Below are 24,806 nucleotides of genomic sequence, written 5' to 3'. Positions count from 1 at the left end.
GATGCGGTGACCGGCCCTGCGGTGCGTGCCGATCCCGCTCTTTCCGGGACACGCAGCAAGGCAACAGGAAGAATCGGAGAGTATGACGGAGTATCAGATTTCTCGTCGACTGTTGTGAGCCTGCCGGCTCCACCGGTCGTGGATACGCGGTAATGACCTCGTGCGTCTTCTGCGCAATCGTCGCAGGTGAGGCTCCGGCAAGCGTCGTGCTCGACGAGCCGGACGTGATCGCGTTCATGGACATCCGGCCGTTCACGGCCGGACATCTGCTGGTCGTTCCGAAGCGTCACGCATCGGGTCTGGCAGAACTCGACCCCGAGGACGGGGCGCGCATCTTCGATGCGGGCCGGCGCATCGCCATCGCGCTGCGTTCCGGCGACCTGCCCGTCGACGGCGTGAACCTCTTCCTGGCCGACGGCACCGCCGCGGGGCAGGAGGTCTTCCACGTCCACCTGCACGTCATTCCGCGAAGGCACGGTGACGGGTTCGGTCTGCGTGCGGTACCCCGCAGTCCGAACCGGACCGTGCTCGACGGTACTGCCGCCGCGATCCGCGACGCTCTGTCGCGGTAGCGGCGGCACCGTCGGGTCGACCGGACGGCGGGTTGCGACGGGATTTGTCCGACCCGGTGATCTACGGTGCTCTTGTGGCCCGTGCGCAACCGATCCTGACGCCGCTCACCGAGGCGGCGATCTTCCTCGTCGCGACCGTCGACGAGGGTGGCGAATCCGACGTTCGTGACCTGCTCGAAGACCTCGCGGCTCTGCGCCGCGCGGTGGGATTCCGGATCCCCGAGGGTGGTCTGTCCTGCGTCGTGGGCATCGGCTCCCGACTGTGGGACCGGCTGTTCGACGGCCCGCGGCCGGCCGAGCTTCACGAGTTCGTCGAACTCGACGGGGGAGTGCACCGTGCCCCGTCCACACCCGGCGACCTGCTCTTCCACATCCGGGCCTCCTCTCAGGACCTGTGCTTCGAGCTCGCCGCCAAGATCGACGACAGGTTGCGCCCGGTGGCGACCTTCGTCGACGAGGTGCACGGCTTCCGCTACTTCGATCGTCGCGACCTGCTCGGTTTCGTCGACGGCACCGAGAACCCCGAGGACGAGGACGCGGTCGCCGCGGCTCTCGTCGGCGACGAGGACGCCGAGTTCGCCGGTGGTAGCTACGTGATCGTGCAGAAGTACCTGCACAACCTCGAGGCCTGGAACGCGTTGCCGGTCGAGGAGCAGGAACGCGTGATCGGCCGGACCAAACTCGACGACATCGAACTCGACGACGACGTCAAGCCGTCGAACTCGCACGTCGCGCTCAACAACGTCACCGATGCGGACGGCAACGAACGACAGATCGTGCGCGCCAACATGGCGTTCGGGAGCATCGGCAGCGGCGAATTCGGCACCTACTTCATCGGATACGCGGCCACGCCGGACGTCACCGAGCAGATGCTGCGCAACATGTTCCTCGGCAATCCGCCGGGCAACCACGATCGGATTCTCGACTTCTCCACGGCGGTCACCGGCGGATTGTTCTTCTGCCCGTCCGCCGAGTTCCTGGAGGATCTTCCCGCACCGCGCCGCACCGTGAACGCCGAAGCGGGTCCGGAGCCCGTCGACGGGCGTTCGACCACACCGGGCGACGGATCACTCGGAATAGGCACTCTCAGAAGGAGTTCGACGCGATGAACAACCTCTACCGCGATCTCGCCCCGATCACCGATGCCGCGTGGGCGTCGATCGAGGAGGAGGCGATCCGCACCTTCAAGCGGCACGTCGCCGGCCGCACGGTCGTGGACTTCTCCGGCCCGCACGGCGTCGATTTCGCCGCGGTCGGGCTGGGGCGCACCGAGACGATCGCTGCTCCCGCCGAGGGTGTGCAGTCGCGGCGGCACCGGGTCGCGCCGCTCGTCGAGCTGCGGGTGCCGTTCACGCTATCCCGCGAGGAGATCGACAACGTCGAGCGCGGCGCGCAGGACTCCGACTGGGATCCGGTGAAGGAGGCTGCGAAGAAGATCGCGTTCGCGGAGGACCGCGCGATCTTCGAGGGCTACGCGGCGGCCGGGATCGAAGGGATCCGCGCGAGTTCGTCGAATCCGGCGCTGAACCTGCCGGAGGATCCGCGCGACATTCCCGAGGCGATCAGCCAGGCCTTGTCGCAGTTGCGTCTCGCCGGTGTCGGCGGCCCGTACTCGGTGCTGCTCGGTGCCGACGAGTTCACGAAGGTCAGCGAGACGGCCGATCACGGCTACCCGATCCGGGAGCAGATCCGCCGGCTCATCGACGGCGACATCATCTGGGCTCCCGCGATCGACGGCGCGTTCGTGCTCAGCACCCGCGGCGGCGACTTCGACCTGCAGATCGGTCAGGACCTGTCCATCGGGTATCTGTCGCACGACGCCGAGACCGTGCAGCTGTACTTCCAGGAATCGCTGACGTTCCTCGTCTACACGGGCGAGGCGTCCGTCGCGCTCCGCACCGCCTGACTCGTAGGCACCGAACCGTCGAACGGTCGCGCGCAGCCGGCCGCGCGCGACCGGCCGTTCGGTGGTTTGCGCCACTGCCTACCGGGTGGGCATCACTTGTGTTGCAGCGCACCGGCTTTCAACGCTGCCGCGTTGACGCGGCTCAGGACGGCGTGCAGCTCCTCGAGTTCGGAGATGTCCACACCGAGCGTGTCGACGACGGTACCGGGCACGGCCTCGGCGCGGCTCCGCAGCGCGCGACCCTCGTCGGTGAGGTCGACGACGAGCTGCCGTTCGTCGGCGGTGCTGCGGGTGCGCGTGATCAGGCCGAGCGCCTGCAGACGCTTGAGCAGAGGCGACAAGGTGGGCGAGTCGAGCTGCAGGACCCGCCCGATCTCCTTGACGGACAGCGGTGCCTGCTCCCACAGGACGAGCATCACCAGATACTGCGGATGGGTCAGTCCCAGCGGCTCCAGGATCGGCCGGTAGACCGCGAGTACTGCGCGATTGGCCACGGCGAGCGCGAAGCACACCTGACGGTCGAGGGCCAAGGGATCGTCCGCGCGGGTCGGTGTGAACGGAGCGGCGGCGTCGGAACTCATCTCGTCGAGGATACCAACAGTTAGTGCACGAACTTGTGAGGCTCGATCTGTCGTCGTCGACGTAGCACCCCCACCGGGGATTAGATTAGGCTAGCCTAATCGCATGATCGACGACCTCATCGAACTCGCGTTTGCCCAGGGTGCCGTGCGCGGGGTGTCCGTGGCCGCCGACGGCTGCGACGAATACCTGCTAGCCTCCTCGGGGACGGCGCCTGCGATTCGCGTGTGGGTGCGTCCCGACGGCCGCTTCTCGCGGGCCTTCGACAGCGACGACTGCCACGTGACGCTCGGTCAGGTCGTCGACCGGTGCGGCATCACCTACGATCGCCGCCGGGGCGGTTCCCTGGTGCGGCGAATGTAGGCCGTCAGCGCACGTAGTCGGGATATTCGGTGTGCAGGAGCAGGTATCCGGCGAGGTCCTCGATGAGCCAGTGCTCGCTGTCCTCCGGTGTCCGGGCGTCGCACACCGCATCGCCCGCGAGGCAGACGCGGTCCACCCGGATGTCACCGAAATCGTGGCGTCCGCCCGTGAGCGTGATGCCCGGGGCCACCTGTCCGGGGAACTGGGACTCGACGCCGTTCTCGTCGCGCGGATCCGCGTAGAGCACACCCCGGATGCGGTCCGGGGGAACCGAACCGTCGTGCGCGATCTCGGCCAGGACATCGCCCGCGACCGCGGCCCCCTGCGAGTAACCGAGAACGACGAGCTCCGAGTTCGGGCACACCGCGTGCTCCCGCGTGATCGCCTCGCGCAACCGGCTCTTGCCGATTGCTTTCGACTCGTCGTAGGCGATGCCGTCCGAGCCCTTGCTGGAACCGGAGTCCGGCACCGGCACGACCACCGCGGGATAGCGGATGTGTTCGACGATCGTGCCCGGCTGCCGGTAGCGCTCCGAGATCTGCGCCAGCGGCGACTCCGGGTCCAGGGAATCGATGGAATCGACGTTCTTGGTGCCGTCCACCGCGAGCACGAAACGTTCTGGGCAGGAGCCGGTTTCGTCCGGTGCCGCGCCGGCGGCCGGCGACGTCAGGAGGGCGGACATCGTGGTGATCGCGAGGGCCGCTATGACCAGGCCGAAGCCGCGACGAACCGATTCGGGTGAGCCGACCATGCCGAACCTCCTGAGACCACGAGCCATCGAACAATCGCAGGGTACCGGGGTTCGGGATCCGGCCTCGTCCTCCAAATGAACCATTACGGGTGTGGCACTGGTCATGGCGTCGCAAGCCGCCGAACGGGACGACAGCGGCGCGCTGCCGACCGCGCGCTGTTGTCCATCCGGATTGCGGGAACCTCGAACTCCCGTCAGGGCTCGACGAGCTTGCGCAGGATCCGTGCGAGCTCGGCGCGGTCGTGGTCGTCGAGCGGGGCGAAGAACTCGCCGGCTTCGGCGTCGCGCGCCGCGTCGAGTTGCCGGGCGAGGTCGCGTCCCGCGTCGGTCAGTTGCACGCACACCGCGCGGCGGTCGGCGGGGTCGGGGATCCGCTCGGTGAGTCCGCGGGCCTCGAGCCGGTCGATCACCTCGGTGGCCGAGCGCGGCACGATCCGCAGCGCCTTGGCGACCTCGCCGAGCCGCAGCGGGGATCCGTCGGAGCCGCCGACGACGCGCAGGGCACGGTGCTCGTGAGGTGACAAATGCCACGGTTCGAGGGTCTCGTGCCAGCGTCGTCGCAGCGTGCGGGTGGCCGTGATCAGCAGATCACGCAACGTTGCGGGTGAATCGGCCATGGAATGAAGAGTACCGCATTTGACGTTTACCTCTTAGTGAGGCAACCTCAATACGTTACATCGACTCAGAAGGAGGTGGTGTACATGATGCACCTCCCCCCGGGCGGCGGTCCCGGCCCCGGACGACGGGGCAAGGTCGACCCCCTCGATCGACGCCAGCTTCAGGACTCACCCGTCAGCCTGCGCCGCATCGGTGCCCTCTTCGCGCCCTACCGCTGGCAGATCGCACTCGTGGTGGCGCTCATCGTCACCTCGTCCGTGATCTCCCTCGCCAGCCCCTTCCTCGTCCGCGCGGCCATCGACCACGCCATCCCCGAACAGAACGTCTCGCTGCTGCTGTGGGTCGTCGCCGGCATGCTCGCGGTGACCGTCGCCTCCTCGGTGCTCGGCGTCGCCCAGACCTGGATCTCCACCACGGTGGGCCAGCGCATCATGCACGGCCTGCGCACCCGCGTCTTCGCCCACCTGCAGCGTCAGTCCCTGAGTTTCTTCACCCGCACCCGCGGCGGTGAGATCCAGTCCCGGCTGACCAACGACATCGGCGGAATGCAGAACGTCGTGACCTCCACGGCCACGTCGATCGCCGCCAACATCACCACCGTCGTCGGCACCGCCGTCGCGATGGCCGTACTGAGCTGGCGGCTGTCGCTGCTCTCGCTCGTGGTGCTGCCGCCCGCGATCTGGCTGACCCGCAAGGTCGCGCTGATGCGCCGCGAGGTCACCGCGCGTCAGCAGCGCCGCCTCGCCGACATGCAGACCCAGATCGAAGAGGTCCTGTCCATCAGCGGTGTGCTCCTGTCCAAGACGCTCGGCACCGGACCGTCCATGTCCCGCCGCTTCGCGGACACCTCCGCCGAACTCGCGGATCTCGAGGTGCACGCGCAGCTGTCGGGCCGGTGGCGCATGGCCACCATGAACATCGTGTTCGCGGCGATCCCCGCGGTGTTGTACCTCGTGGCCGGCCTGCCCGCGACCTCCGGCGGCATGACCATCGGCACCCTGGTCGCCTTCACCGGCCTGCAGGCCGCGCTCTTCCGCCCCCTCATGAGCCTGCTGGACGTGGGCGTGTCCGTCACCGCGTCGCTGGCCCTGTTCAGCCGGATCTTCGAATACCTGGACCTGATCGTGGAGATCGACGAACCCGCCGATCCGGTCCGGCTCGACCTCGACCGGGTCGCCGGAGCGGTGCGCTTCGAGGACGTGAGCTTGTACTACCCGGGTGCCGACCGTCCCGCGCTCGACCACATCGATCTCGACGTGCCGGCCGGCGCGCAGATCGCCCTCGTCGGTGAGACCGGTTCCGGCAAGACCACACTCGGCTCGCTCGTCGCTCGCCTCCACGACCCGACGACCGGACGCGTCACGATCGACGGTGTCGATCTGCGCGACCTTCCGCTCTCCGACGTCGCCGCACTCGTCGGCGTCGTCTCGCAGGAGACCTACCTGCTGCACGCGACCGTGCGCGAGAACCTGCGCTACGCCAAGCCCGACGCCACCGACGCGGAGATCGAGGACGCCGCGCGCGCCGCGCAGATCCACGATCTGATCGTGTCGCTGCCCGACGGATACGACACGCTCGTCGGCGCCCGCGGGCACCGCTTCTCCGGTGGTGAGAAGCAGCGCCTCGCGATTGCCCGGACGCTGTTGCGGGACCCGCGCATCCTGGTGCTCGACGAGGCGACCAGCGCGCTCGACAACGAAACCGAACGGGCCGTGCAGCAGGCACTCGACGCCGCGCGCCGCGGCCGCACCACCATCACCGTCGCCCACCGGCTCTCGACGGTGCGGGCGGCCGACGCGATCGCGGTGCTCGACCGCGGCCGGATCGTCGAATTGGGCAGCCACGACGAACTTCTCGCCCGCGACGGCCGCTACGCCGAGCTTGCGATGCGCCGCGACGAATGCGTCACCGCAGTCGCGTAGGTCAGGCCCGCGAGGCGGCCATGTCCCCGGCGACGTTCGCCGACGCCAGCGCGTCGACGACGTCGGCGGTGGGCAGCACGACCGCGCAGCGCGAGGCCACGTAGTTCAGCGCATCGGTGTGCTCGCGCCGCGAGAAGTCGGCGGTGCCGTCGGAGACGAAGAAGACCTGGATGTCGTTCATGAATCCGTCGAGCGCGGTGGTCAGGCAGCCGATGTGCGCGTAGACCCCGGTGATGATCAGCTGGTCGCGGCCCCACGCGCGCATCCGCTCGAGCAGGTCGGTGCGGATGAACGCGCTGTAGCGCCACTTGGTGAGCAGGACGTCGTCCTCGTGCGGAGCCAGGTCGTCGATGATCGCGGTCTCGGCCGGATCGGCCGTCAGACCCGGACCCCAGAAGTCGAGCAGCAGAGCGCGATCGGCGGGATCCTGGTTGCCGGGTTGTGCGGTGTAGACGACCGGAACGCCCGCCGCGTGCGCGGAGTCGCGGATCCCGTCGATGTTCGGTACCACCGTGGCGAGGGGGTCGGCGGAGCGGTCGAACGAGCGCACGAAGTACTCCTGCATGTCGTGCACGAGCAGCACCGCACGCTCGGGGTCGATCGTCCAGGCCACCCTGTTCGTCGGCTGTTCTTCGGGCAGCGGATAGGACACGGACTCGGGAAGGGCCATGAGCGTCGCTTTCTCGGGTTGGGCGTTCAGTTCTCGAAGGTCGCGGCCAGTGCGCGCCGCAGTTCGTTCCGGCTGATCTTGCCGACGCCGGTCACGGGGAAGGCGTCGACGAAACGCACCTTGTCCGGGATCTTGTATCCGGCCAGGCCGCGTTCACGCAGGAAAGCCTTGAGCTCGAGTGCTTTCGGAGCTTCCCCTTCGGTCACAACGAATGCGCACGTGCGTTCGCCGAGGTACCGGTCGGGCATCGCCACGACGGCGGCGTCGAGCACCGCGGGATGGGCGATCAGATGGTTCTCGACCTCCTCGGCGGCGATCTTCTCGCCACCGCGGTTGATCTGGTCCTTGGCACGGCCTTCGACGACGATGTAGCCGCATTCGGTGAGACGGACGATGTCGCCGGTGCGGTAGAAGCCGTCCGGGGTGAACGCCGTCGAGTTGTGTTCGGGGGCATTGTAATAGCCGCGGATGGTGTACGGGCCGCGGGTGAGCAGGTGCCCGGTGGCGCCGACGGGAACGGGAACGTCGTCGTCGTCGAGGATGCGGATCTCGTCGTGCACGCTGATCGGCCGCCCCTGCGTGGTGACGATCGTGTCCTCGTCGTCGTCGAGACGCGTGTAGTTCACCAGTCCCTCCGCCATTCCGAACACCTGCTGGAGCGTGCAGCCGAGTTCGGGCCGCACTCGTTTGGCGGCTTCGGCGGGGAACTTCGCGCCGCCGACCTGCAGAACCTGCAGGGACGACAGGTCGCGCTCGCTACGGGCCCGCGCCGACAGCCACGCCATGGCGAGAGGCGGCACCAACGAGGCCATCGTGATCGCCTCGCGTTCGATCAGCGCGAACGCGGTGTCGGGGCTGGGATCCGGGGCCAGCACCACCGTGCCGCCGGTGTGCAGCACGCCGAGGATGCCGGGGGAGCTCATCGGGAAGTTGTGGGCGGCAGGCAGTGCCACGAGCATGCGCGTGTCGGCGTCGACCCCGCAGATGCGGGCCGATTCGCGCACCGAGTACAGGTAGTCGGAATGGGTCCGCGGAATCAGCTTCGGAGTTCCGGTCGTGCCACCGGAGAGCTGAAGGAAGGCAACCGATTCGGGGTCGAGTTCCGCCGCCGGGGCCGGCTCGTGCGCGCGCAGCGCGTCGAGTGCGGCGAACTCCGCGGCGTCACCGGCGACCACGACCGCCGGGGGATTGTCCAGGCTCGCGCACACCTCGCGGGCGAGGTTCCGGTAGTCGAATCCGCCGTTCTCCGCCGCCACGACGTACGCGGCGGCGTCGGCGAACCGGCAGAAGTAGCCGATCTCGGCGGCGCGGTGCGCGGGCAGCGCGAACACCGGCAGCGCACCCCGACGGAAGACCGCGAACAGTACCTCGGTGTACTCGACGATGTTCGGCAGTTGCACGACCACGCGGTCCCCCGCGTGCACGCCGAGTTCCGCGAGCCCCGAAGCGATCCGGGCCGCGGACTCGTCCAGCTCACGGTAGGTCAGGCGTCGCTGTTCGCCGCGCGCATCGAGTCCGGTGACGGCGACCCGGTCGCCGAACTCAACGGCACGCGCCGGCAGGAACTGCGCGAACGTCTCGGGGGTCCAGTACCCCGCTCCTCGATACAGCTCCGCGAATTCGTCGGGGTAGCGGGCGGTTTCGGCGAGCGCGGTGCGCCGCAGGCCGGATGTCACGAAACGATCCTTTCGGGGATGCTCAGGCGCGCAGGGTCGCGCCACCGTCGACGTACAGGGCTTGCATGGTGATGTGCCGGGCGCGGTCGGAGAGCAGGAACTCGATCGCGTCGGCGATGTCGCCGGGTTCGGCGATCCGGCCGAGCGGGATACCGACCTTGAACTGGGCGGGGTCACCGGCGATCGCGCCGAGCGCGCCCGCGTCGTCGTCCGGGTCGGCCCACAGCGACCGCTGCATCGCGGTGTCGGTGGATCCGGGCGCGACGATGTTGGCGCGGATTCCGAATTCGGCGAGTTCGAGTCCGAGGACCCGCGCGATCATCGACACCGCGGCCTTCGACGATCCGTAGGCCCCCATGCCGATTCGGGGCACACCCGCCGAGTTCGAGCCGACCACGACGATCGACCCATCTCGGCGGTCGCGCATCCGCCGGCCGACGGCGCGCAGCACCGACACCAGGCCGGTGACGTTGACGTCGTAGATGCGCTGCCATTCGTCCGGGTCGCCGTCGAGGATCGAGGCGGTGGAGAACACACCGGCGACGTGTGCGAGTTTCGTGATGGGGCCGTGCTCGGATTCGACGGTGTCGATCGCGAAGTCGACGGCGTCGGCGTCGCGGATGTCGACGGGGAAGGTGGGGGCGGGTTCGTCGAGCATCGCCGCGGTCTTGCGCAGACCTTCGGGGTCGCGGTCGGCGAGCACGACGCGATGCCCCGCCCCGGCGAGCGTGAGGGCGGTCGCGCGGCCTATGCCCTGCGCGGCGCCGACGACGAGACTGACGGGTGTGCTCACCGGTGTACCCCCAATGCATCGAGAACGGTTCCGAATTTGGTTGTGGTTTCGTCGAGTTCGTCCTGAGGATCGGACGCGGCGACGATGCCGCCACCGGCGTGCGCGGTGATCGTGCGGCCGTCGGCGTCCAGCACGGCGCACCGGATCGCGACCATCCATTCGCCGTCGCCGTCGGCGTCGCACCAGCCGATCGCGCCGGCGTAGAAGCCGCGGTCACCCTCGAGTTCGCGGATCACCTCGCGCGCGGCGACCGTGGGGGTGCCGCAGATCGCGGGGGTCGGGTGCACTGCGACGGCCAGGTCGAGGGCCGTGACGGACGAGTCGCGCAGGCGCCCGGACACGGGGGTGCCGAGGTGCCACAGCTGCCGGGTGCTGGTCAGCTGCGGCCGTTCCGGGATGTCGAGGTCGATGCACAGGGGTTCGAGGCTCGCGCGCAGGTCCGCGACGACGTGTGCGTGCTCGGCGAGGTTCTTGGCGGAGGCGGCGAGTGCCTCGCCGGTTCTGCGGTCGATCTCGGGATCGGAATGGCGTGGCGCGGACCCGGCGAGGGGATGCGCGGTGACGCGGTCGCCGCGGCGGCGGATGAGGACCTCGGGGCTGGCACCGACCAGGTACCGTCCGCGCCGGCTTCCGCCCGCCGGGCTCAGGTCGACGGCGAAACCGTTGCCGTTCGGGTCGTTTGCGGCCAGCCGGTGCAGCAGTTGCCCGGCGGTGACCGGACGTTCGGCACGCAGGACGAGGGCGCGGGCGAGAACGACCTTGGCGAGCTCGTCGTCCGACCGCAGCCGTGTCAGGGCGGTCGCGAGCCGGTCGAGGTGTTCGCGTTCGGACGGCAGTGCCGCGTCGATGACGATGGCGGGGAGTGCCTCGGCAGGGCTGGAGATCGGTGCGGGCGTGTGCGTCAGTGTGTGCGGGGCGGTCAGGGCTGCCGGGTGGTCCGGGTCGAACGGCAGTGCGCCGACGACGGCGCGGACCGTTCCCGCGCGCAGGGCCGCGGCGGCATCGTCGACGCGGGACCAGGATTCGGCGACGCCGTCGGCGACGACCGTGCCGTGGGGGCGGGACAGGGCGAAGGGGGCCGTGCCGGTGACCTGCGCGGCGGGGGCCGGTGCCTGCATGACGCACACCTCTCGGTAGCGGTGAAGTGGACGATCGCGTGGGGCACACGACCACACAAGAACATATACGGTTAGGCTAACCTTTGGTGCTGCCACGTCGGGGTCGGTGTCGAACCGCATTCGCCCGGGTCGAGTCGGGCGAACGGGAGCTTTGACCCGTATTCGATTTCGGTTAGCCTAACCGAAATATCTCGGGTGTCGGGGGCCGGTGACGGCAGCGCCGGCGCATTCGTAGCAGAAGGAGAAGCATGCTGGATCGGGGAACGATTCTCGCCGACACCGCCCGGATTCTCGAGGTGGAGCCCGACGAGCTGGACCCGACGGCGAGCCTGGTCGACCAGGGTCTCGACTCGGTGCGTCTGATGGCGCTCGTCGAACACTGGCGCGGTGCCGGAGCCGACATCGATTTCGTGTCGCTGGCGTCCGCTCCCGATCTCGACCAGTGGTGCACGCTGCTCACGCGTTCCTGACCGTCTCACGTTCCGGGATTCCCCGGTAACGCAGAGGGTACCGCTGTCTCCGCCCAGGGCTGCTGGTTCGCCCCACCCTTCGCCGCGACGCTCGAAGGACCCGAAGACTCCGCTTCGGGCCTTCGGGCAGGTCCGCCCGAACCTCTTGAAGGGCAGGCGAATCGCATGGTGGCTTCACAGTTCTCCGAGGTGCGTCCGCGACGGCGGGCCGCTGCAGCGGCGATCCTGACGACCGCGGCGTTCCTGACCGCCGGTGTCGTCACGGCGCCGTACGCCGCGGCGGATCCCGACGTGCGCTCGGATGCCGGGGAGATCCCGGACGGCCTGGACGACTTCTACACCCAGCAGATCGAGTGGGGTTCGTGCGACGGGTTCAGCACCGACGGATCCGACCTCAGCACGCTCGAGTGCGCGAAGGTGAACGTTCCCGTCGACTACGGCGATCCGCAGGGACAGACCGCGCAGATCGCGGTGTCCCGCATGGCGGCGACCGGTGAGAAGGTCGGTTCCCTGCTCGTCAATCCCGGTGGCCCCGGTGCCTCCGGGCTCGGCATGGCAGTGGTGGGGACCGGAACGCCGCTGGCCGAGCACTTCGACGTCATCGGGTTCGATCCGCGCGGCATCGGAGCGTCGACCCCGCAGATCGTGTGCCTGTCCCCCGAGGAGAAGGACGAGGACAGGGCCGAGGCCGATCTCGACCGCAGCCCGGAGGCTATTGCCGAGGCAGAACAGGAGGCGCAGGAGTTCGCGGCACAGTGCGCCGAACGAACCGGCACGGACGTGCTCGCGAACGTCGGCACACGGGATGTCGCCCGGGACATGGACGTCATCCGCGCGGTGCTCGGCGACCGGCAGCTCACCTACCTCGGCTACTCGTACGGCACCCGGCTCGGCACCGCCTACGCGGAGCAGTTCCCGCAGAACGTGCGCGCGATGGTCCTCGACGGCGCCCTCGATCCCCAGCAGAATTCCGACGAACAGGTGCTGAACCAGATGGCCGGATTCCAGCAGGCGTTCGACGAGTTCGCAACGCGCTGCACGACACTCGCCGGGTGCCCGCTCGGGGACGATCCCGCCGGGGCGGTGCAGCGGTTCCGGGAACTCGTCGACCCCCTCGTCGACAGCCCGGCGGCGACTGCGGATCCGCGTGGCCTCAGCTACTCGGATGCGATGACGGGCGTGATCGCGGGTCTGTATTCGCCGAACATGTGGGAGCCGCTGATGGCGGGGCTCGACGAGCTGGCTGCGGGCAACGGCGACACGCTGCTCATGCTCGCCGACCTGTACGAGGGGCGATCCGCCGATGGCGCCTACTCGAACTCGGCCGAGGCGATGACCGCCGTGCGGTGCGTCGACGATCCGGCCTCGACCGACCGGGCGGCGCTCGGTGAACTCGACACCCGCCTGCGCGAGGCCGCACCGTTCCTCGACGACGGTTACGGTTCCGGTCAGGCACCGCTCGACACATGCGCGTTCTGGCCGGTGCCGCCGACGAGCACCCCGCACACCGTCGAGGTGTCGGGACTGGCACCGGTGCTGGTGGTGTCCACCACGGAGGACCCCGCGACGCCCTACCAGGCCGGCGTCGATCTGGCGGACCAGCTGGGCGGTGTCCTGGTCACCTACCGCGGCACCCAGCACGGGGTCGCGCTGACCGGACAGTGGTGCATCGACACCCCGGTCGTCTCGTACCTCGTCGACCTGACCGTGCCGGACGGCGACATCACCTGCTGATCGCTTCCCACCCACGGCGATGCAGCCCCGCACGACCGCCGGTCGTGTGGGGCTGCGGCGTCAGGATGCGTCGGCGGGGCGGCCCGGGATCGTCGCCGCCGCGACGGCCAGCGCGATCGTCGCGATCAGCACCGCGGAGAACACCGGATCGATCGACGCGGCGACCTGCCCGGCATCCGGGGCATCCGTACCCCCGGCCGCCGCGTTGGCCAACGCCCCGAACACCGCGACCCCGACGGCACTGCCCAGTCCGCGCGCGAACGCGTTCGCCCCGGTCGCGACGCCGCGCTCGGACCACCCGACGCTCGCCTGCGCCGCGATCAGCGAGGGGCTGGCGATCAGTCCCATCCCGAGACCGATGAGCACACAGCACGCCGCGACGTGCCAGATCTGCGAGTGCACGTCGAGCCGCGTCAGCAGGGCCGTGCCGCAGATCGCCGGTACCGCGCCGATCAGCGCGGTCACCCGGAACCCGACGCGCAGATACAACCGTCCCGACTGCGACGCCGCGACCGGCCAGCCCATGGTCAGCGTCGCCAGGGTGAACCCGGCGACCAGGGCCGTGGTCCCGAGCGCCCCCTGCACGAAGGCCGGAACATACGACGTCAGGCCCATCACCACCGCGCCGACCATCACGGCGACCGCGCTCGTCGACAACAGCACCCGCCGCGTGAACACCCACACCGGCAGGATCGGATCCGCGGCACGTCGCTCCACCAGGCCGAACACGACGAACAGCGCGGCCGACGCCAGGAAGATCGCCGCGCTCGGCACCGACGCCCACGCCCACGACTGGCCGCCCTCGAGCAGACCGAGGATCAGCAGCCCGGCGGCCAGCGCCAGAACCGTCGCGCCCGCCCAGTCGATCGGCCGACGTTCCGGCCGGTCCTCCGTCCGCGACTCGTCGAAGCTGCGGATGAGCACCCACGCCGCGAGCGCGCACAGCGGAAGGTTCACCCAGAAGATCCAGCGCCAGGATGCGAAGTCCGAGAAGATGCCGCCGATCGCGGGCCCGACGACCGAGGACATTCCCCACACGCTGGCGATGTAGCCCTGCGCCTTCGCGCGTTCGGCGACGGTATAGATGTCCCCGGCGATGGTCTGCGCCATCGGCAGCACCGCCCCCGCGCCGATGCCCTGCACCGCCCGGAACGCGATCAGCGCGGGCATGCTCCACGCCAGCGCACACAGCAACGATCCGAGGGCGAACACCGCGATCCCGAACAGCAGGACCGGTTTGCGGCCGAACACGTCGGACAGCTTGCCGTACACCGGCACGAGCACCGCCTGCGTCAGCAGATAGCTCGAGAACAACCACGGGAACTGGGTGAATCCGCCGAGGTCGGCGACGATCGTGGGGACGGCGGTCGCGAGGATGGTGCTCTCGAGCGCGACCAGCGCGGTCGCGAGCATCAGGGCCAGCAGGATCGGACCGCGTTCCGACCGGAACCCGACGTCCACATGTACCGTTCCCGCTGCCATCGTGCTCCCGTCGTCGATCGGATCGTGTCCGAGTGTCTCCGCCATTGTCACGGATGGGAGATCTGTCACCGGCTTGGCGTGGATGTCGCCCGCGAGCACTAGGGTGACATCGTGCGTCCTTCACTCGAGTCCTACTCCCACCTCGCCGGCGGCAAGGTCCGCGACCTGTATGTCATCGACGACGAGCACCTGCTGCTCGTGGCCAGCGACCGGATCTCGGCCTACGACCACGTGCTCGCCACCCCGATTCCCGACAAGGGCCGGGTCCTCACCGCGATGAGCGTGTTCTTCTTCAACCTGCTCGACGCGAACAACCATCTCGCCGGTGAACCCGACGACGAACGCATCCCCGAAGACCTCCTGGGTCGTGCGCTGGTCGTCAAGCGGCTGCAGATGGTGCCCGTCGAATGCGTCGCCCGCGGCTACCTCACCGGTTCCGGCCTGCTCGACTACCAGGCCACAGGCTCGGTGTGCGGAGTGAAGCTGCCCGAGGGGCTCGTCGAGGCGAGCCGCCTGCCGGAGCCGATCTTCACCCCCGCCACCAAGGCCGACCTCGGCGACCACGACGAGAACATCAGCTTCGAGCAGGTCGCCGAGAAGGTCGGCCTGAACCTCGCGATGAAGCTGCGCCAGGACACCCTCGACATCTACGACCGCGCCGCGATGTACGCGTCCGAGCGCGGCATCCTGCTCGCCGACACCAAGTTCGAGTTCGGTCTCGACAAGGCCGGCAACCTGGTGCTCGCCGACGAGGTGCTCACCCCGGATTCGTCGCGCTACTGGCCCGCCGAGGAGTACGAGGAAGGCAAGGTGCAGCCGAGCTTCGACAAGCAGATCGTCCGCAACTGGCTGACCGGGCCGGAATCCGGCTGGGACCGCAAGTCCGACACCCCGCCGCCGGCGCTGCCGCAGCACGTCGTCGACAAGACCCGTGCCCGCTACATCGAGGCCTACGAGCGGATCTCCGGGCTGTCGTTCGACGACTGGATCGGGGGGCAGTGATGCCGGAGTCGGCACCCCTGTCGGCGCCCCCGGTCGCCAAGAAGGTTCCGATCGAGCGCACCCATCACGGGCACACCTTCGTCGACGAGTACGAATGGTTGCGCGACAAGGAGAACCCCGACGTCATCGCATATCTCGAGGCCGAGAATGCGTGGACGGAACAGCAGACCGCGGACCTGGCGCCGCTGCGCGAGAAGATCTTCGACGAGATCAAGTCGCGCACGCAGGAAACCGACATGTCGGTGCCGACCCGGCTCGGCGACTGGTGGTACTACGCCCGCACCGCCGAGGGGAAGCAGTACGGAGTCCAGTGCCGCTGCCCGATCTCCGGCCCCGACGACTGGACCCCGCCGGAACCGGCGCCGGGCGTCGAGTTGCCCGGCGAGCAGATCCTGCTCGATGGCAACGCCGAAGCCGAGGGCCACGAGTTCTTCTCCATCGGCGCGTTCTCGATCAGCCACGACGGCACGCTGCTCGCCTACTCGACCGACGTGGTCGGCGACGAGCGGTACACGCTGCGGTTCAAGAACCTCGTCACCGGTGAACTGCTGCCCGACGAGATTCCCGGCACCGCGCCCGGCGCGACGTGGGCGATCGACCACACCCACGTCTTCTATCTCACCGTCGACGAGTCGTGGCGGCCGGACACGGTGTGGCGGCACCGCCTCGGTACAGACCGCAGCGAGGACGTGAAGGTCTTCCACGAACCGGACGAGCGGTTCTGGGTGTCGGTGGGCTCGACCCGCAGCGAGAAGTACCTGATGATCTGGGTCGGATCGAAGATCACCACCGAAGGGTGGGTCCTCGAATCCGAGAATCCGACAGGCGAATTCCGTGTGCTGCTGCCACGCCGTGAGGGCGTCGAGTACAGCGCGGAGCACGCCGTCGTCGCGGGTGAGGACCGATTCCTCGTGCTGCACAACGACGTCGATCCCGCCGGCGTGAAGGCCGAGAACTTCGTGCTCGCGGAGGCGCCCGTCGACGATCCGTCCGCGCTGCACACCCTCATCGAGCACCGCGACGACGTGCGGCTCGAGGACGTCGACGCGTTCGCGGGTCACCTGGTCATCGGGTACCGGCGTGAGGCGCTGACCCGGCTCGCGGTGTGGCCGCTGACGGCCGACGGCTACGGCGATTTCACGGAGATCGAATTCGACGAGGAACTGTTCTCCGTCGGACCGGGCGCGAACCCCGAGTGGAACCAGCCGACGCTCCGCCTCGGGTTCACGTCGTTCATCACCCCGAGCCGGGTCTACGACCTCGTCGTCGACACCGGCGAACTGCTGCTGCGCAAGGCGCAACCGGTGCTGGGCGACTTCGATCCCACCCGGTACGAGCAGCGCCGGGAGTGGGCGGTCGCGGAAGACGGCACCCGGATTCCGCTGTCGATCGTGCAGCGCAAGGACCTGCCCGAGGGTCCCGCCCCGACACTGCTCTACGGCTACGGCTCGTACGAGGCCAGCATCGATCCCGGGTTCTCGGTGGCACGGCTGTCGCTGCTGGACCGCGGCATGGTGTTCGCGGTCGCCCACGTTCGCGGCGGCGGCGAGATGGGCCGGCACTGGTACGAGAACGGCAAGGCGCTCACCAAGAAGAACACCTTCACCGATTTCGTCGCGTGCGCGCAGCACCTGATCGACACCGGGGTGACGTCCCCGGATCGTCTGGTCGCGGACGGCGGCAGCGCGGGCGGTCTGCTCATGGGTGCGGTCGCGAACCTCGCGCCCGAGTTGTTCGCGGGCATCCTCGCGAACGTGCCGTTCGTCGATCCGCTGACCTCGATCCTCGATCCGTCGCTGCCGCTGACCGTCATCGAGTGGGACGAGTGGGGCAACCCGCTCGACAATCCCGAGGTGTACGCGTACATGCGCTCGTACAGCCCGTACGAGAACGTCGAGGCCAAGGACTACCCGGCGATCCTGGCGATCACGAGCATCAACGACACCCGGGTGCTGTACGTCGAACCGGCCAAGTGGGTCGCCAAACTGCGCGCCACCAAGACCGGCGATGCGCCGCTGCTCCTCAAGACGGAGATGAGCGCCGGGCACGGGGGAGTGTCGGGCCGCTACGAGAAGTGGCGCGAGGTCGCGTTCGAGTTCGCATGGGTGCTCGCCACCTCGGGGGCCTACCGGCCCTGAGGGTTTCGTTCCCCAGCGGTTTCGTTCACCGCACCGGCCGTCGTCGCGATCTTCGCGGCGGCGGCCGGTTCCTTTTCGCGGTCACGGTGGACGAGGACGGGATTCGTCCGCGATTGCGGAGATCGTGGGCGTGCGCACCGAACCGTCGGTGCCCGACCCGAAGGAGAGCCCCATGACCGTCCTCGTCACCGGCGCAACCGGATCCGTCGGCCGCCTGCTCATCGATACGCTCCTCGCGCGCGGCGAATCCGTCCGCGCGATCACCCGCACCCCCGACACTGCTGCACTGCCCGACGCCGTCGAGGTCGTCGGCGGCGACCTCTCGATCCCGGGCGGAGTCCCCGGGGCCGCCTTCACCGGCGTGGACCGCGCGTTCGTGTTTCCCGCGGCCGGCGTCGACGCGTTCGTGGACGACGCCGTGGAGCACGGCGTCGAGAAGTTCGTGGTGCTGTCGTCGCTCGCTGCGGCACAGGAGTTTCCGCGTGACGTCGGGTCCGCCAGCCAGGTTCATCACAGCGCGGTCGAGTCGGCGGTGACCGAGCGCACCGACAACTGGACGATCCTGCGCCCCGGCACGTTCGCGGCCAATCTGCTGTCCTGGGCGTGGTCGATCCGGTCCGGCGCGCCGATCCGGGCACCGTACGTGCGCTCCGCGCAGGCACCGATCCACGAGGCGGATGTCGCCGATGCGGCCGTCGCCGCCCTCACCGACGACCGCTGGATCGGGCAGGCCGTTGCGCTGAGCGGTCCCCGCTCGCTCACGCGCACACAGCAAGTCGAGGCTCTCGGCGCCGGACTGGGCCGCGCCCTCACTCTGGTCGAGATCTCCCCGGACGAGTTCCGCGCCGAGACGGCGCAGTTCCTCGACGACGGCATCCTGCGGATGCTCCTCGACTACTGGCGCGACACCGTCGAGGTCCCGGACGCGGTGCGCCCGGGCGTCGCCGACCTCACCGGCCGGCCGGGCCGCACCCTCGAACAGTGGGCGCGCGACCACCGCGCCGATTTCGGCGTGGAGATTCGGTCGTCAGGTATCGCACCTAGATAACTAGGCTGTCCTATTGACACATGTGCGTCGCCCGTCCTACGCTCAGCCGAGCTTTGTGTGATCCATGTCACTACCTCAGCATCCGACGCCCGCGTCGTGAACGAAGGATGGAAGCCTCATGTCCAAGACGTGCAGATCCGCCGGTCGAACCTCGGTCCTACGGGCCGGCATGCTCCTCGCGATTCCCGCGCTGATCGCCGGGACGGCCTGCGGCACGGACAGTGCCGAGGACTCGGGTGGCAGTTCGGTCGAGGCGCCGGAGGGCGCCTTTGCCGACAACCCGGCCACCGGTACACCGATCAAGATCGGGCTGATCAACCCCGAAGGTGGACCGGCGATTTCGATGCCGGAGAACCGGCAGGCGGCGGAGGCGGCCGCCGAGTACGCCAATGCGCATCTCGGGGGCATCGCCGGGCACCCGATCGAGGTCGTTTCCTGTGCGGCCAAGGAGGACCCGGCGTCCAACCAGGACTGTGCCAACCAGATGGTGGAGCAGGGCGTCTCGGCGGTCGTCGTCACCACCTCCGGAAACGGTGCCGCGATGGTCCCGATCATCACCGGGGCCGGCATCCCGTATCTCACGACTTCCGGGACGAGCGCCGCGGAGCTGACGACACCCGGAACCTACGTGCTGAGCCCCGGTTTCCCGGGTGCCCTCGCGGGCATGGCGGCATACGCTGCCGAACAGGGGTACAAGAAGGTCGCCGCGTACGTGATCGACACCGGTACGGTGATCGCCTCGACGGAGGCGGTGGGTAAGGGCACATTCGACGCGGCGGGTGTGGAGCTGCAGGTCGCTCCGGTGACACCCGGAACTCCCGATTCCACACCGCAGGTCAGCGCGGGGCTCGCGGACGGGACCGAGGCGGTCGCGGTGATCGGTGACGGGACGATGTGCACGTCCGTGCTCAAGTCCCTGCAGACACTCGGTGCAACCCAGGCGAAAATGGTCATCCAGCCGTGCCTCGACCCCGCGGTCGTCGACGCGGTCGGCGATACGCTCGACGGGTCGCTGGTCTTCATCGGCGCCGACATCGATTCCGACGGGCCCGAAGCGGTCCTCTACCGTGCGGTGATGGATGAGTACGCCCCCGATGTGGAGATCGGTGGATTCACGAGCACCGGCTATGCGGCGATGCTCGGATTGATCCGTGCCGCACAGGGTGTGCAGGGTGAACCGACCGCGGCCGCGGTGAACGAGGCGATCAAGACCGCCAAGGACGTTCCCATGCCGGCGGCGGACGGCATCACGTTCACCTGTGACGGCACGGCGATGCCGATGATGCCCACCGTGTGCAGCAACAAGATGATCCGGGCAACTGTTGCCGAGGGCGGCCAGGTCACCTCGCCGGTCGTCGTCGGATGACCCGCTGGGTAAGGGAACACATCGTGGCGCGACGTGCCGTTCGGGCACCGGGAAACGAGTGAGTGATGTCCGAGCACTTCGCTTTCCTCGCACTGGGGTTGGGCAACGGCGCCGTGTACGCGGCGCTGGGGCTCGCCCTGGTGATGACCTTCCGTAGCTCGGGCGTGGTCAACTTCGCCACCGGCGCGATCGCCCTGTACGTGGCCTACACGTACGGGCTGCTCCGGAAAGGTGAGTTGCTCAACCCGATTCCCGGAATGCCGACGACGGTGGACGTGGGCGGGCCGTGGGGATTCGTCCCCGCGGCTCTCCTGTCGCTCCTGATCGCGGCGCTGCTGGGAGTGTTCCTCTACGCGGCCGTGTTCCGGCTCGTGCGGAACGCACCCCCGGTGGCCAAGGCGGTGGTGTCGATCGGCGTCATGCTGGTCATCCAGGCGCTGCTGGCGATCCGTGTCGGGACGACACCCGTGTCGGTCAAGCCCATCTTGCCGAACGGTGCCGTCACGCTCCTCGGCGTCCGGATTCCCGAGGATCGTCTGTGGTTCGCGGTGATCGTCGTCGCGATGACGGTGATTCTCGTCGCTCTGTTCCGTTACACCCGTTTCGGTTTGGCAACTCGCGCGGCTGCCGAATCGGAGAAGGGTGCGCTCGTCACCGGACTCTCACCCGACCGGATCGCCCTCGGCAACTGGGCGCTGAGCACCGTGGTGGCGGGCATCAGCGGCATCCTCATCGCGCCGATCGTTCCGCTCGTCCCGGTGTCCTACACGCTCTTCGTGATTCCCGCACTCGCGGCCGCGCTGGTCGGGAACTTCACCGCGATGGGACTGACCGTGGCCGCCGGTTTCGCCATCGGGATGTTGCAGTCGGAGATGACCCACCTGCAGGCGACGGTGGACTGGTTCCCGCGGGCGGGAATGGCCGAACTCGTGCCGCTCGCACTCATTCTCGTCTTCCTCATCTTCCGGGGAAAACCACTGCCGACACGTGGTGCGATCGTGAAGTCCACCCTGGGACGGGCGCCGCGTCCGCAGAAGATCCTGCTGCCGGCGATCGCCGGCGTCGTTGTCGCGGTCCTGGCGCTACTTCTCACCTCGGGAAGCTTCCGCGGGGCGGTCATCATCAGTATCATCCTCGCGGTCGTGGGGCTGTCGCAGGTCGTGGTGACGGGTTTCGCGGGACAGATCTCGCTGGCCCAGCTGACCCTGGCCGGTGTCGGGGCATTCTCGTTGAGCCGGTTGACGGTCGATCTGGGCATTCCGTTCCCGATCGCGCCGATCCTCGCGGCTATGGTGGCGACGGTGATCGGCGTGATCGTCGGGCTCCCCGCCCTCCGGATCCGTGGCTTGCCGGTCACGGTGGTCACTCTCGCCCTGGCGGTGTTCCTGGAATTCGTGTGGTTCCGGAACACCGCGCTGAACGGCGGAATGGGAGGAGCGCCGGTCGCGAAACCGACCCTGTTCGGAATCGACCTGTCGATCGGATCCGGGGCGGGCTACCCGCGGACGGTGTTCGGGTTCCTCTGCCTATTCGTCCTCGTGATCGTCGCGCTGGCGGTGGTCAAATTGCGAATGGGCCGGTTGGGTGCTGCCATGCTCGCCGTTCGCGCCAACGAGCGCGCCGCGGCCGCGTCCGGGATCAACGTGGCGCGAACGAAACTCGCGGCGTTCGCGATCGGCGCGTTCATCGCCGGACTCGGCGGATCCCTGATGGCCTACCAGCAGACGGTGGCAACCGCCGAGTCGTACTCCACCATCGGCGGGATCGCGATGTTCGCGATGATCTACATCGCGGGCGTCACGCTGGTGAGCGGTGGCATCCTCTCGGGGGTGCTCGGTGCCGGCGGTGTGGTGTTCGTCCTCATGGACCGGCTGCTGGGATTCGCGGACTACTACGCGCTCATCGGCGGTGTCCTGCTGGTCCTCACGGTGATCGGTTACCCCGAGGGTATCGCCGGTCAGGTGGTCGTGCAGATGCAGCGGCTCCGAGGCCGGTTCGGTTCCGGAACCGGCTCGAAGACAGAAGATCTCGACGATATCGGAAGCGGCGCGACCGCGTCCGGGGCGGAGTTGCCCACGGTCTCCGCGGACAGCGACACCGCCGGGAAGGTGGTCCTCGCCGCGGACGGCCTCACGGTGACCCACGGAGCCGTCACTGCACTGGCCGACTTCGCCACCGAAGTGCGGTCCGGCGAGATCGTCGGACTCATCGGGCCCAACGGTGCGGGAAAGACGACCTGCATCGACGCGTTGAGCGGATTCGCGAAGGCTGGAGGGTCGGTTGCGCTCGGGGACAAGCGGATCGACGACCTTCCACCGCACCGGCGGAGTCGGCTCGGACTGGGCCGGACGTTCCAGGACATGTCGCTCTACGACGATCTCTCGGTTCGGGAGAATGTCGCCGTCGGTCCGTTCGCCGCCGGCGGGTGGCGACGTGGGAAGGAGTCGGTCGAATGGAGCGACTCCCTGTTCCGGATGCTCGGTCTCACCGCGCTGGTCGACCGCCCGGTCGGTGAGTTGTCGCAGGGACGCAAGCAATTGGTCTCGGTGGCCCGCGCGCTGGCGGGACAACCGCAGGTGCTGTTGCTCGACGAACCCGCCGCAGGTTTGGCGAGTGCCGAGAGTCGTTGGCTCGGAGAGAAATTGAAAGTGGTCCGGGATGCGGGCGTGACGATCGTCATCGTCGACCACGACATGGACCTGGTCCTCGAACTGTGCGATCGCATCGTGGTCCTCGATCTCGGCCGGGTGATCGCGAACGGTACCCCGGCCGAGATCCGGACGAACGCGGACGTGGTCGCGGCGTATCTCGGTGCGACCCAGAGCAAGGCGGAATCGGGCACATGACGACGACGATGATGAACTGCGACGGACTCTCGGCGGGCTACGGCCGGGGCAGGGCGTGCGTGCGCGATGTCGGCTTCGAGCTACGGCCCGGCGAGATCATGGCCGTGCTCGGCCCCAACGGGGCCGGCAAGACGACCTTGCTGATCACCCTCGCCGGGTTGCTGACGCCCCTCGCCGGGACGGTCGAACTCGATGGGGTACGGATCAAGCCGGGCAGCGCCCGAACCGCATCGAAGGCCGGAATCGTGCTCGTCCCGGACGATCGGGCACTGTTCACCGGACTGACGGTGACCGAGAACCTTCGCCTCGCGCGCAGGCCGGGTGGCACCACGATCGCGGAGGTGATCGACTACTTCCCGCAGTTGGGCGAACGGCTCGACGTGTCGGCGGGCCTGCTGTCCGGCGGGGAGCAGCAGATGCTCGCGATCGGGCGCGCGTTCATGCAGGCACCGAAGGTCCTGCTGATCGACGAGCTGAGCATGGGACTGGCGCCGGTGATCGTCGAGTCGCTGCTGCCGGTGATCCGGCGCTTCGTCGACGAACGGCAGGTTGCCGCCGTGCTGGTGGAACAGCACGTCCACATGGCGCTCACCGTCGCAGACCGTGCACTGGTGCTCCGGCACGGCGAGGTGACCACGACCGGCGCCGCGGCCGACCTCGCCGCGGCACCGGACGTGCTCGAGCGGGCCTATCTCGGGCATGCGGCAGGCACGGACTCGGTCGTCTACTGAGGCCGCCCTGCCGCGACGAATCGCTGGTGCAGTTCCCCGATGCCCTCGATCCAGGTGTCGAGTGTCTCGCCGGGCTGCAGGAACCGCTGGGGGTCGCGGCCCATACCGACGCCGGCAGGGGTCCCGGTGAAGATCACGTCTCCGGGATACAGCGTGACGTTCTCCGACAGGGCGGCGATCAGGGCGGGCACCGGGAAGATCATGTCCCGCGTCCGGCCCCGCTGGACCTCGTCGCCGTCGATCCGGCACCCGAGTTCGAGATCGTCCGGGTCGGCGAACTCGTCCGGGGTGACCAGCCACGGACCCTGCGGCGCGAAGCCCGGGAACGACTTGGCGAGACCGAACTGCGGTGCGGGACCACGCATCTGGGCCACGCGTTCGGAGATGTCCTGTCCGACGGTCACGCCGGCGACGTGCGACCACGCATCGGTCTCGGCGATCCGGTGCCCCTGCCGTCCGATGACCACGACGAGTTCGACCTCCCAGTCGACGTTGCCACCGTCCGGGATGACGACCTCGGTATCGGGACCGGAGAACGACGAGACGTACTTGGTGAACACCGGAGGCAGGTGCGTCGGCGCCTCCATACCGGATTCGGCGGCGTGCTCGCGATAGTTCAGTCCGATCGCGAACACCTGCCGCGGTGCGGGCGACGGGGCGCCGAGGCGGGTGCGGTCGATCGCCGTCGTGGTCGTGCCTGCCGGGTCCACCTCGGAGGCCCAGGCCCGCACCTCGTCCCACGACGTGAAGACCGAGGGCAGATCCGGACCGAACCTGCCGTCGGACGCGGTGGCGATGTCGACTGCGCGCTCGTCGCCGGGATCACCGACGACGAGGACGGCACGGTTGTCGAGGTTGGCGATGCGCACGGTTCGTTCTCCTTGGTGACTCGAGACAAGCACTTCTACCACTACCGGGCTCGGAGTGGGTCAAGTCCCGTGAGGTGGTGTACGACGTCGTCGCGTGATTCCTCGTGGGTGGCTCAGGCAGTCAAGGCCGGTGTCACCTCCTCGGTCTCCTC

22 protein-coding genes are annotated in these 24,806 nt (G+C 68.7%); 13 read left to right on the top strand and 9 right to left on the bottom strand.

What is annotated here, in order from left to right; translation table 11 throughout:
• Positions 1 to 152: 152 nt before the first annotated feature.
• The 3 genes from ACWDUD_RS29515 to ACWDUD_RS29505 all read left to right on the top strand — a co-directional run bounded on the left by ACWDUD_RS29515 (position 153) and on the right by ACWDUD_RS29505 (position 2,478).
• On the top strand, positions 153 to 572 hold the full coding sequence (locus ACWDUD_RS29515; protein ID WP_197257709.1) for an HIT family protein: 420 nt from the start codon (positions 153 to 155) through the stop codon (positions 570 to 572).
• 74 nt (positions 573 to 646) lie between these two features.
• Positions 647 to 1,681: a Dyp-type peroxidase gene (locus ACWDUD_RS29510; RefSeq protein WP_197257711.1), complete on the top strand. Its 1,035-nt coding sequence runs from the start codon at positions 647 to 649 to the stop codon at positions 1,679 to 1,681.
• Entirely contained in the window at positions 1,678 to 2,478 is an 801-nt protein-coding gene (locus ACWDUD_RS29505; RefSeq protein ID WP_248676597.1) for a family 1 encapsulin nanocompartment shell protein, read from the top strand. The genes ACWDUD_RS29510 and ACWDUD_RS29505 overlap by 4 nt, the downstream gene beginning before the upstream one ends.
• Positions 2,479 to 2,570: 92 nt before the next feature.
• Here the strand turns inward: ACWDUD_RS29505 and ACWDUD_RS29500 are convergent, their stop codons facing one another.
• Positions 2,571 to 3,059, bottom strand: a complete 489-nt coding sequence (locus ACWDUD_RS29500) for a MarR family winged helix-turn-helix transcriptional regulator (protein ID WP_197257713.1) — start codon at positions 3,057 to 3,059, stop codon at positions 2,571 to 2,573.
• Between the two features lie 103 nt (positions 3,060 to 3,162).
• Between ACWDUD_RS29500 and ACWDUD_RS29495 the strand changes: the two genes are divergently transcribed.
• Entirely contained in the window at positions 3,163 to 3,420 is a 258-nt protein-coding gene (locus ACWDUD_RS29495) for a hypothetical protein (protein WP_197257715.1), read from the top strand.
• A gap of 4 nt (positions 3,421 to 3,424) precedes the next feature.
• Here the strand turns inward: ACWDUD_RS29495 and ACWDUD_RS29490 are convergent, their stop codons facing one another.
• Positions 3,425 to 4,171: a PE-PPE domain-containing protein gene (locus ACWDUD_RS29490; protein WP_450111635.1), complete on the bottom strand. Its 747-nt coding sequence runs from the start codon at positions 4,169 to 4,171 to the stop codon at positions 3,425 to 3,427.
• A 194-nt stretch (positions 4,172 to 4,365) separates the two neighbouring features.
• Entirely contained in the window at positions 4,366 to 4,788 is a 423-nt protein-coding gene (locus ACWDUD_RS29485; RefSeq protein WP_197257716.1) for a MarR family winged helix-turn-helix transcriptional regulator, read from the bottom strand.
• An 84-nt stretch (positions 4,789 to 4,872) separates the two neighbouring features.
• On the opposite strand from ACWDUD_RS29485, the gene ACWDUD_RS29480 reads away from it, so the two are divergent.
• Positions 4,873 to 6,711: an ABC transporter ATP-binding protein gene (locus ACWDUD_RS29480; protein WP_450111634.1), complete on the top strand. Its 1,839-nt coding sequence runs from the start codon at positions 4,873 to 4,875 to the stop codon at positions 6,709 to 6,711.
• A gap of 1 nt (position 6,712) precedes the next feature.
• Here the strand turns inward: ACWDUD_RS29480 and ACWDUD_RS29475 are convergent, their stop codons facing one another.
• From ACWDUD_RS29475 to ACWDUD_RS29460, 4 genes are read right to left on the bottom strand one after another with little or no spacing between them, the layout of a single operon-like run.
• Complete coding sequence (locus ACWDUD_RS29475) at positions 6,713 to 7,381, bottom strand: isochorismatase family protein (RefSeq protein ID WP_450111633.1); 669 nt, start codon at positions 7,379 to 7,381, stop codon at positions 6,713 to 6,715.
• A 26-nt stretch (positions 7,382 to 7,407) separates the two neighbouring features.
• Positions 7,408 to 9,057, bottom strand: a complete 1,650-nt coding sequence (locus ACWDUD_RS29470) for a (2,3-dihydroxybenzoyl)adenylate synthase (protein WP_450111632.1) — start codon at positions 9,055 to 9,057, stop codon at positions 7,408 to 7,410.
• A gap of 22 nt (positions 9,058 to 9,079) precedes the next feature.
• Positions 9,080 to 9,850, bottom strand: coding sequence for an SDR family oxidoreductase (locus tag ACWDUD_RS29465; RefSeq protein ID WP_450111631.1), 771 nt, complete (start codon positions 9,848 to 9,850; stop codon positions 9,080 to 9,082).
• The gene (locus ACWDUD_RS29460) at positions 9,847 to 10,968 is read right to left on the bottom strand and encodes an isochorismate synthase (RefSeq protein WP_450111630.1); all 1,122 of its coding nucleotides are present in this window, start codon (positions 10,966 to 10,968) and stop codon (positions 9,847 to 9,849) included. The genes ACWDUD_RS29465 and ACWDUD_RS29460 overlap by 4 nt, the downstream gene beginning before the upstream one ends.
• A gap of 248 nt (positions 10,969 to 11,216) precedes the next feature.
• Here ACWDUD_RS29460 and ACWDUD_RS29455 point away from each other — a divergent pair, with 248 nt between their 5' ends.
• Positions 11,217 to 11,438, top strand: a complete 222-nt coding sequence (locus tag ACWDUD_RS29455) for a phosphopantetheine-binding protein (RefSeq protein WP_197251837.1) — start codon at positions 11,217 to 11,219, stop codon at positions 11,436 to 11,438.
• A gap of 165 nt (positions 11,439 to 11,603) precedes the next feature.
• Entirely contained in the window at positions 11,604 to 13,172 is a 1,569-nt protein-coding gene (locus ACWDUD_RS29450; protein WP_450111629.1) for an alpha/beta hydrolase, read from the top strand.
• A gap of 60 nt (positions 13,173 to 13,232) precedes the next feature.
• Here the strand turns inward: ACWDUD_RS29450 and ACWDUD_RS29445 are convergent, their stop codons facing one another.
• Positions 13,233 to 14,654 (bottom strand): MDR family MFS transporter, encoded by a 1,422-nt coding sequence (locus ACWDUD_RS29445; protein WP_197251849.1) that lies wholly within the window; start codon positions 14,652 to 14,654, stop codon positions 13,233 to 13,235.
• A 111-nt stretch (positions 14,655 to 14,765) separates the two neighbouring features.
• Between ACWDUD_RS29445 and ACWDUD_RS29440 the strand changes: the two genes are divergently transcribed.
• The 6 genes from ACWDUD_RS29440 (at position 14,766) to ACWDUD_RS29415 (ending at position 23,785) form a co-directional block, all read left to right on the top strand.
• Positions 14,766 to 15,656 carry a phosphoribosylaminoimidazolesuccinocarboxamide synthase gene (locus ACWDUD_RS29440; protein ID WP_197251839.1) on the top strand — a complete coding sequence of 297 codons (891 nt, stop codon included), beginning with the start codon at positions 14,766 to 14,768 and terminating at the stop codon, positions 15,654 to 15,656.
• The gene (locus tag ACWDUD_RS29435) at positions 15,656 to 17,794 is read left to right on the top strand and encodes a S9 family peptidase (RefSeq protein ID WP_450111628.1); all 2,139 of its coding nucleotides are present in this window, start codon (positions 15,656 to 15,658) and stop codon (positions 17,792 to 17,794) included. The genes ACWDUD_RS29440 and ACWDUD_RS29435 overlap by 1 nt, the downstream gene beginning before the upstream one ends.
• 172 nt (positions 17,795 to 17,966) lie before the next feature.
• Positions 17,967 to 18,842, top strand: coding sequence for an SDR family oxidoreductase (locus tag ACWDUD_RS29430; RefSeq protein ID WP_248673607.1), 876 nt, complete (start codon positions 17,967 to 17,969; stop codon positions 18,840 to 18,842).
• A 118-nt stretch (positions 18,843 to 18,960) separates the two neighbouring features.
• Complete coding sequence (locus ACWDUD_RS29425; RefSeq protein ID WP_450111627.1) at positions 18,961 to 20,208, top strand: ABC transporter substrate-binding protein; 1,248 nt, start codon at positions 18,961 to 18,963, stop codon at positions 20,206 to 20,208.
• Between the two features lie 65 nt (positions 20,209 to 20,273).
• Entirely contained in the window at positions 20,274 to 23,054 is a 2,781-nt protein-coding gene (locus tag ACWDUD_RS29420; protein WP_450111626.1) for an ABC transporter permease subunit, read from the top strand.
• Positions 23,051 to 23,785: an ABC transporter ATP-binding protein gene (locus ACWDUD_RS29415; RefSeq protein WP_450111625.1), complete on the top strand. Its 735-nt coding sequence runs from the start codon at positions 23,051 to 23,053 to the stop codon at positions 23,783 to 23,785. The genes ACWDUD_RS29420 and ACWDUD_RS29415 overlap by 4 nt, the downstream gene beginning before the upstream one ends.
• On the opposite strand, the gene ACWDUD_RS29410 is transcribed toward ACWDUD_RS29415, so the two are convergent.
• On the bottom strand, positions 23,779 to 24,654 hold the full coding sequence (locus ACWDUD_RS29410; protein WP_450111624.1) for a fumarylacetoacetate hydrolase family protein: 876 nt from the start codon (positions 24,652 to 24,654) through the stop codon (positions 23,779 to 23,781). The genes ACWDUD_RS29415 and ACWDUD_RS29410 overlap by 7 nt on opposite strands.
• Positions 24,655 to 24,806: the final 152 nt, after the last annotated feature.

This window comes from Rhodococcus sp. NPDC003382 (assembly GCF_053589135.1).
Note: the sequence above shows the minus strand (reverse complement) of the source record. Positions and strands in the feature narration are given on the sequence as shown.

Coding starts and splice junctions, on each gene's coding strand:
- ACWDUD_RS29515 (WP_197257709.1), top strand. CDS start 153: ATGACCTCGTGCGTCTTCTGCGCAATCGTCGCAGGTGAGGCTCCGGCA.
- ACWDUD_RS29505 (WP_248676597.1), top strand. CDS start 1,678: ATGAACAACCTCTACCGCGATCTCGCCCCGATCACCGATGCCGCGTGG.
- ACWDUD_RS29500 (WP_197257713.1), bottom strand. CDS start 3,059: ATGAGTTCCGACGCCGCCGCTCCGTTCACACCGACCCGCGCGGACGAT.
- ACWDUD_RS29495 (WP_197257715.1), top strand. CDS start 3,163: ATGATCGACGACCTCATCGAACTCGCGTTTGCCCAGGGTGCCGTGCGC.
- ACWDUD_RS29490 (WP_450111635.1), bottom strand. CDS start 4,171: ATGGTCGGCTCACCCGAATCGGTTCGTCGCGGCTTCGGCCTGGTCATA.
- ACWDUD_RS29485 (WP_197257716.1), bottom strand. CDS start 4,788: ATGGCCGATTCACCCGCAACGTTGCGTGATCTGCTGATCACGGCCACC.
- ACWDUD_RS29480 (WP_450111634.1), top strand. CDS start 4,873: ATGATGCACCTCCCCCCGGGCGGCGGTCCCGGCCCCGGACGACGGGGC.
- ACWDUD_RS29475 (WP_450111633.1), bottom strand. CDS start 7,381: ATGGCCCTTCCCGAGTCCGTGTCCTATCCGCTGCCCGAAGAACAGCCG.
- ACWDUD_RS29460 (WP_450111630.1), bottom strand. CDS start 10,968: ATGCAGGCACCGGCCCCCGCCGCGCAGGTCACCGGCACGGCCCCCTTC.
- ACWDUD_RS29455 (WP_197251837.1), top strand. CDS start 11,217: ATGCTGGATCGGGGAACGATTCTCGCCGACACCGCCCGGATTCTCGAG.
- ACWDUD_RS29450 (WP_450111629.1), top strand. CDS start 11,604: ATGGTGGCTTCACAGTTCTCCGAGGTGCGTCCGCGACGGCGGGCCGCT.
- ACWDUD_RS29445 (WP_197251849.1), bottom strand. CDS start 14,654: ATGGCAGCGGGAACGGTACATGTGGACGTCGGGTTCCGGTCGGAACGC.
- ACWDUD_RS29435 (WP_450111628.1), top strand. CDS start 15,656: ATGCCGGAGTCGGCACCCCTGTCGGCGCCCCCGGTCGCCAAGAAGGTT.
- ACWDUD_RS29430 (WP_248673607.1), top strand. CDS start 17,967: ATGACCGTCCTCGTCACCGGCGCAACCGGATCCGTCGGCCGCCTGCTC.
- ACWDUD_RS29425 (WP_450111627.1), top strand. CDS start 18,961: ATGTCCAAGACGTGCAGATCCGCCGGTCGAACCTCGGTCCTACGGGCC.
- ACWDUD_RS29420 (WP_450111626.1), top strand. CDS start 20,274: ATGTCCGAGCACTTCGCTTTCCTCGCACTGGGGTTGGGCAACGGCGCC.
- ACWDUD_RS29415 (WP_450111625.1), top strand. CDS start 23,051: ATGACGACGACGATGATGAACTGCGACGGACTCTCGGCGGGCTACGGC.